Source organism: Microbacterium sp. zg.Y1084 (genome assembly GCF_024623595.1).
Lineage (GTDB): Bacteria > Actinomycetota > Actinomycetes > Actinomycetales > Microbacteriaceae > Microbacterium > Microbacterium wangruii.
Genome location: NZ_JANJGV010000010.1, coordinates 231,673 through 237,684, shown reverse-complemented (window position 1 = coordinate 237,684; position 6,012 = coordinate 231,673). Strand labels below are relative to the sequence as shown.

The window sequence follows — 6,012 nt, the reverse complement described above, 5'->3', positions numbered from 1 at the left end:
CGGCCCCCCCCCCCCCCCCCCGGCCCCCCCCCCCCCCCCCGGGGGGGGGGCGCCCCCCCCCCCCCCCCCCCCCCCCCGCTGCTGTGTCTGGAGCGAGCGGGGGGCTCAGCCGATCCGCGTCACCCCGAGGATCCGGTGAAGGCGAGAGTCCCACCGAGCCCGATCATCATCACTCCGCCTGCCGCGGAGAGCGTCGACAGCCGCCGCGGCGATCCTTCGAACCACGTGCGCGCGCTTCCGGCCGCGAGTGCCCACACGCTGTCGCAGACGAGCGCCAGCAGCTGGAAGGTGAGGCCCAGCAGCAGAAGCTGCACCCAGACCGCGCCCGCTGCGGGGGCGACGAACTGGGGGAGGACCGCGACGAAGAAGGCGATCGTCTTGGGGTTGGTCGCTCCGACGGTGAAGCCCTGCAGAAGCAGGCCCGAGGCGGATGCCGGCATCCGCCCGCCGCCCTGCGCGTACGCATGCCGATGACGAAGAGCCTGCAGCCCGAGGTGCACCAGGTAGAGGGCGCCGACGATCTTGATCACGGTGAAGGCGACGACCGACGACGCGACGATCGCACCCACACCGAACGCGACGGCCACCACCGCGGGGATCGTGCCCAGGGCGTTGCCCACCACGCTGAGCACGCCGGCTCGACGGCCGAGGGCCAGCGAGCGACCGATGACGAAGAGCACGCTCGGCCCGGGGATGACGATGATGATCACCGACGCGGCCAGGAAGGCGACGAGGTTCTCCATCGGGATCATGAGCGAACGCTATCCGCATGACGTTGCGGCGACGTTTCACCGGTGGCGGCGAGGTCGGGCGGGCGTCGATGGCCGAAACCGGAGAGGATCCGGTCGGCGCACGGCGATCCGTGAGACGCTGGCGCCACCATGACCATCTCCGACGACGGAGACCGCAGCCCCACGACCCAGGAGCATCGATGCCGGACGACGATTCCCAGATGCGTTCACCGCGCGCAAATTCGGGTGCCAACCGGCCCCAGGCCGGCCCAAGCGCCAGCCGAAGTTGTCCTGAACGCATCCGATCAGTGCGTTTCGTCTCGCTTCGCTCGCTCAACGCCCGGGGACTTGGCTTGCCACGACCGGAACAGAAACCGATCTCACCAGGGAAAAGCGAAACCCCCGCCATGTAGAAGCTAGGCGAGGGTTTCTGGGATGACTGTAACGGTCATCCTTGTGGCTCCGACGGGCGTCGATCCCGTGACCTCACGATTTTCAGTCGTGCGCTCTACCAACTGAGCTACAGAGCCGCGCGGCCGTGCGATGACTGCCGCGTCCGAGACGAAGGGCCCTTCCGAAAAAGGGCCCGTCGCTCTGGAGCGACCCTGACGGGACTTGAACCCGCGACCTCCGCCGTGACAGGGCGGCACGCTAACCAACTGCGCTACAGGGCCATGCATATTCAATTGTAGGTGTGACCCCAACGGGATTCGAACCCGTGCTACCGCCGTGAAAGGGCGGCGTCCTAGGCCGCTAAACGATGGGGCCGAGTGAACCCTGTGGGACGAACCCGGTGCTCACGCTTACCGACGCTCAAGCATATGCATTGCTGGGCCAAAACGCCAATCGAGGGCGCGTCGTGTCCGCCGGCGGGCCCGCGAGGGCCCACGATGGGCGTGACGGCATCCGTCCTCACCCCTGGTGGATGCCGCGTGAGCCGTTGCGGATGTGACTCCTGTTGCTACTGTGAAGATCGTCTTCGACTCCCCCCAACAGGCGAAGAGATGAGGTGCTGCGTGCGTTTCCGTCGCATCGACGACCCCGAGGAATGCGGCTGCGGTCCCACGCCCGCGGAGCAGCGCGCCCTCGCCAGCGGTGTCACCCGGCGCGGCGCACTGACGGTCGGCGCCTTCGGCCTGATCGCGGCCGGCGCCCTCGCGGCGCCCTTCGCCCCGATCGCCTTCGCCGCCGGATACCCCTCGTGGGACGACGTGCAGCGCGCGAAGCAGAACGAGGCGGCCAAGGGTGCCGAGATCGGTCGCATCGAGAAGCTGATCAACGACCTCACCGCCGACGTCGCCTACAAGCAGGCCGAGGCCGAGCGGCTGGCGCTCGATTACCTCGCGGCGCAGGAGGCCTACGAGGCGGCCGTCGAGCGCGCCGAGTCGCTGCAGGCGCAGGCGGATGCCGAACAGGCGCGAGCCCTCGAAGCCGCTCAGAAGGCGGGACGCGTCGCCGCGCAGCTCTACCGCAACGGCGGCGACGACACCTCCCTGGAGCTGTTCTTCTCCCGCTCCGCCGCAACCGCCGACGATCTGCTCGCCCGCCTCGGCACGATGGACAAGCTCCTCGCCGCGAACCAGGCCGTCTACACCGACGCCGTCAGCGCCCGCGACAATGCGCAGAGCCTCAGCGATCAGGCATCCGTCGCCCGTGAAGCACGCGACGAGCTGAAGAAGCAGGCCGAAGCCGCGATGGTGCAGGCGCAGGCGGCTGCAGAGGCGGCTCAGGCCGCACTGGCCGCCCAGACTGAGCACCTCGGCACCCTGCAGGCCCAGCTCGCCGCGCTCAAGGACAATACGGCGAAGACCGTGGCCGGCTACCAGGCGGGCGTTGAGGCCGAGCGCAAAGCCCGCGAAGAGCGGGAGCGCAAGGCGCGCGAGGCAGCCGCAGAAGCCGAGCGTCGCGCCCGCGAAGAAGCCGAGCGCATCGCTCGCGAGAACGCAGCCCGGCCGCCCGCCAGTGGCGGTGGTGGCGGTGGCGGTGGTGGCGGCGGAGGCGGTGGCGGAGGCGGCGCCCCCGGCGGTTCCGGCGGCGGCCAAGGCTGGGTCCGGCCCCACGGCGGCTGGATCAGCTCCTGGTTCGGCAACCGCGGCACCATCTGCTCCAACGGATACTGCACGTCCGGCCACAAGGGCATCGACTTCGCCAACGGCTGCGGCGCCTCGATCTACGCTGCCGCCGCCGGCCGCGTGGTCTTCGCCGCATGGACGCCCAGCTGGGGCAACTACGTGCAGATCGACCACGGTGGCGGCATCGTCAGCGCGTACGCGCACATCCGCCACGGCGGCTTCGCCGTCGGGTACGGCCAGAACGTCTCCGCCGGCCAGGTGATCGCCTACGCCGGCGACACCGGCATCTCGCAGGGATGCCACCTGCACTTCGAGATCTACTCCGGCGGCGTGCGCATCGACCCCGCACCGTTCCTGCGCAACCGCGGCATCTCGGTCTGACAACGACGAAGGGCGGATGCCGCAGCACCCGCCCTTCGCAGAACCCGCCGTCGTCAGACGGTGCGGGGAGCCTCGCCCTCACCCTGGGTGCGGGTCTCGCCCTCGTGCTCCTCGAAGCGGGCGAACGCCTCGCTCACCAGGCGCTCGGCCTCGGCGGCATCCGCCCACTCGTCGACCTTGACCCACTTGCCGGGCTCCAGGTCCTTGTAGTGCTCGAAGAAGTGGTTGATCTCGTTCTTGGTCCAGTCGTCGAGGTCGCCGACGTCCTGGATGTGGGCCCAGCGGGGGTCCTTCGCGAGCACGGCCACGACCTTGTCGTCGCCGCCGGCCTCGTCGCTCATCTTCAGCACGCCGACGGGGCGCACCTTCGCCATGACGCCGGGGTAGAGGTCGCGGTCCAGCAGCACCAGCACGTCGAGCGGGTCGCCGTCCTCGCCGAGGGTGTTCTCGAAGAACCCGTAGTTGGCGGGGTAGCCCATGGGGGTGAACAGCACACGGTCCAGGTACACCCGGCCGGTGCCGTGGTCGACCTCGTACTTCACGCGGCTGCCGCGCGGGATCTCGATGACGGCGTCGTACGCGCCCATGCTGGTGCTCCTTCAAGAGGTGGGTGGGATGCGGCGACCAGCCTAGTCGGCGCGTCCGGGAGCTTGAACCCGTCCGTGGGCGTGAACCGGGTGTGAAACGGCCGGTGGCGGGTGATTCCGTCGGGTAGCGGGGCGTTCGGCGCCGCTGTGTGCACGGGGCCGCGTGCACAACGTCGCTACGCCGGTCGGCGGCGGCCCGTATCGGGACCATGCGGCGTTGCCGGCCCGCGGATCACCGACCTTCTGCACGCGGTGGCGTCCGTACCCGCCAGCCCGGATCCAGCCGCGGCCGATGGCCTTCGACCCATCCGGCGCTGCGTGCGCGCGGTGCCGCGTGCACAGCGTCGCGACGCCGGTCGGTGGCGGCCAGTCTCTGGCCTGCGGGGCGTCCCCGGCCGGCGGATTAACGACGTTGTGCACGCCGGCACGCGGCCGGCGCCTCCGCCCGCCCGGCGCCGTGCGCGGGCTAGCGTGGTCGCGTGCCCTCGCTGAGCCCTGCCGTCGCCGAGATCCGCCGCGCCGTGCGCGCGGCGCTGCAGCCGATCGCCGCCGCGGCGCCGTCGGGCGGGGACGGCGGTGGAAGCGGAGATACCGGGCGCGGCGAGGTCGTGGTCGCCCTCTCCGGCGGCGCCGACTCGCTGGCCCTGGCCGCCGCCGCGGCGTTCGAGGCGCCGAAGCTCGGCCTGCGCGTGCGCAGTGTGACCATCGACCACGGTCTGCAACCCGGGTCCGGCGCTGTCGCCGCCCAGGCCGCAGCCGTCGCGACAGCGCTCGGCATCGACGCGACGGTCGTCGCGGTGACCATCGACCCCGCCGCGCCGGGCGGCCCCGAGGCCGCCGCGCGCGACGCCCGGTACCGCGCGCTCGCCGCGGTCGCCGCTTCCACCGGCGCAGCCCCGGTGCTCCTCGGCCACACCCTCGACGACCAGGCCGAGACGGTGCTGCTGGGCCTCGCCCGCGGATCGGGCGCGACGAGTCTGGCCGGCATGGCCACGGTGCGCCGCGACGACAGCGGTCTGCGCTGGGTGCGGCCGCTGCTGGGGGTGCGCCGCGCCACCACCCGGGCCGCCTGCGCGGCCGCCGGCTTCGAACCCTGGGACGACCCCCACAACACCGACCCGCGCTTCGCCCGCGTGCGGGTGCGCGAGACGGTGCTGCCGGTGCTCGAGACTGAACTCGGCCCGGGAGTCGCCGAAGCGCTCGCGCGCACCGCGGAACAGCTGCGGGAAGACGCCGAGGCGTTCGCCGAGATGATCGACGAGACCATCGAGGACATCGTGCAGCCGGCTGAGGCGGGCATCGCGGTGTCGGCGGCGGCGCTCGCCGCGAACCCGCCGGCCCTGCGGCAACGCATCATCCGCCACGTCGTCGCCAGCGAGTTCGGCGCCTCGCTCACCCGCACCCAGACCCTCGAGGTCGCCCGTCTCGTGACCGACTGGGCCGGGCAGGGCCCCATCGACCTGCCGGGGTGCCGCGCTGCGCGCCGCGGCGGACTGGTCGAGTTCACGGCACCCCCGACGGGAATCTAGAATCGAAGAATGCGCGCAGCCGACATCTCGGACCAGCTCTCCACCACCCTCGTCACCGAGGAGGAGATCCGGCGCAAGCTCACGGAGCTCGCCGCGCGCGTCGATGCCGACTACGCCGGCAAGGACCTGCTGCTCGTCGGCGTGCTCAAGGGCGCCGTCATGGTCATGGCCGACTTCGCCCGCGAGCTGAAGAGCGACATCTCGATGGACTGGATGGCGGTGTCGTCCTACGGTGCGGGCACCAAGTCCAGCGGCGTGGTGCAGATCCGCAAGGACCTCGACACCGACCTGCACGGCAAGCACGTGCTCATCGTCGAGGACATCATCGACTCCGGCCTCACCCTCAGCTGGCTGCTGGAGAACTTCGCCTCCCGCGGCGCGGAGTCGCTCGAGGTGCTGGCGCTGCTGCGCAAGCCCGAGGCCGCGAAGGTGCAGATCGACTGCAAGTACGTCGGCTTCGACATCCCGAACGAGTTCGTCGTCGGCTACGGCCTCGACTACGCCGAGCGCTACCGCAACCTGCGCGACGTCGCGGTGCTCGCGCCGCACGTCTACGCCTGATGCCTCGCCGCATGCGGTGGCCGCCCGGCGTGCTGTACGCCCTGGGCGAATGCACAGTCGGTCCATGAACTCCGGCGGTAGCCTGGGACATTGTCGCCCGTCTGCGTCAGCGGGCCTCCCCCCGACGAAAGGGACCGGGCGTCGGCCCGCA

The 6,012-nt window shown here is 71.3% G+C and carries 5 protein-coding genes and 3 tRNA genes; 3 read left to right on the top strand and 5 right to left on the bottom strand.

Annotated features, from left to right (window positions below; translation table 11 throughout):
- Window positions 1-119 precede the first annotated feature (119 nt).
- The 4 genes from NQ165_RS12895 to NQ165_RS12880 all read right to left on the bottom strand — a co-directional run bounded on the left by NQ165_RS12895 (window position 120) and on the right by NQ165_RS12880 (window position 1,499).
- On the bottom strand, window positions 120-752 hold the full coding sequence (locus NQ165_RS12895) for a LysE family translocator (protein WP_257533770.1): 633 nt from the start codon (window positions 750-752) through the stop codon (window positions 120-122).
- 436 nt (window positions 753-1,188) lie between these two features.
- Window positions 1,189-1,261: transfer RNA gene (locus tag NQ165_RS12890), tRNA-Phe, on the bottom strand.
- 70 nt (window positions 1,262-1,331) lie between these two features.
- Window positions 1,332-1,405 (bottom strand) — tRNA-Asp (locus NQ165_RS12885).
- 21 nt (window positions 1,406-1,426) lie between these two features.
- Window positions 1,427-1,499, bottom strand: a tRNA-Glu gene (locus tag NQ165_RS12880).
- A 236-nt stretch (window positions 1,500-1,735) separates the two neighbouring features.
- Here NQ165_RS12880 and NQ165_RS12875 point away from each other — a divergent pair.
- A complete protein-coding gene (locus NQ165_RS12875) occupies window positions 1,736-3,184 on the top strand; it encodes a peptidoglycan DD-metalloendopeptidase family protein (protein WP_374940947.1) in 1,449 nt (482 codons plus the stop codon).
- Window positions 3,185-3,237: 53 nt separating this feature from the next.
- Here the strand turns inward: NQ165_RS12875 and NQ165_RS12870 are convergent, their stop codons facing one another.
- Window positions 3,238-3,771: an inorganic diphosphatase gene (locus NQ165_RS12870; protein WP_257533768.1), complete on the bottom strand. Its 534-nt coding sequence runs from the start codon at window positions 3,769-3,771 to the stop codon at window positions 3,238-3,240.
- A gap of 479 nt (window positions 3,772-4,250) precedes the next feature.
- Between NQ165_RS12870 and tilS the strand changes: the two genes are divergently transcribed.
- A complete protein-coding gene (tilS, locus tag NQ165_RS12865; RefSeq protein ID WP_257533767.1) occupies window positions 4,251-5,300 on the top strand; it encodes a tRNA lysidine(34) synthetase TilS in 1,050 nt (349 codons plus the stop codon).
- Window positions 5,301-5,309: 9 nt separating this feature from the next.
- Window positions 5,310-5,861, top strand: coding sequence for a hypoxanthine phosphoribosyltransferase (gene hpt, locus NQ165_RS12860; protein WP_257533766.1), 552 nt, complete (start codon window positions 5,310-5,312; stop codon window positions 5,859-5,861).
- The last annotated feature ends 151 nt before the right edge of the window (window positions 5,862-6,012 follow it).

What these genes read in the sequence shown, in the direction of transcription:
- NQ165_RS12870 (WP_257533768.1), bottom strand. Translation starts at nt 3,771, where the DNA reads ATGGGCGCGTACGACGCCGTCATCGAGATCCCGCGCGGCAGCCGCGTG.
- hpt (WP_257533766.1), top strand. Translation starts at nt 5,310, where the DNA reads ATGCGCGCAGCCGACATCTCGGACCAGCTCTCCACCACCCTCGTCACC.
- NQ165_RS12875 (WP_374940947.1), top strand. Translation starts at nt 1,736, where the DNA reads ATGAGGTGCTGCGTGCGTTTCCGTCGCATCGACGACCCCGAGGAATGC.
- NQ165_RS12895 (WP_257533770.1), bottom strand. Translation starts at nt 752, where the DNA reads ATGATCCCGATGGAGAACCTCGTCGCCTTCCTGGCCGCGTCGGTGATC.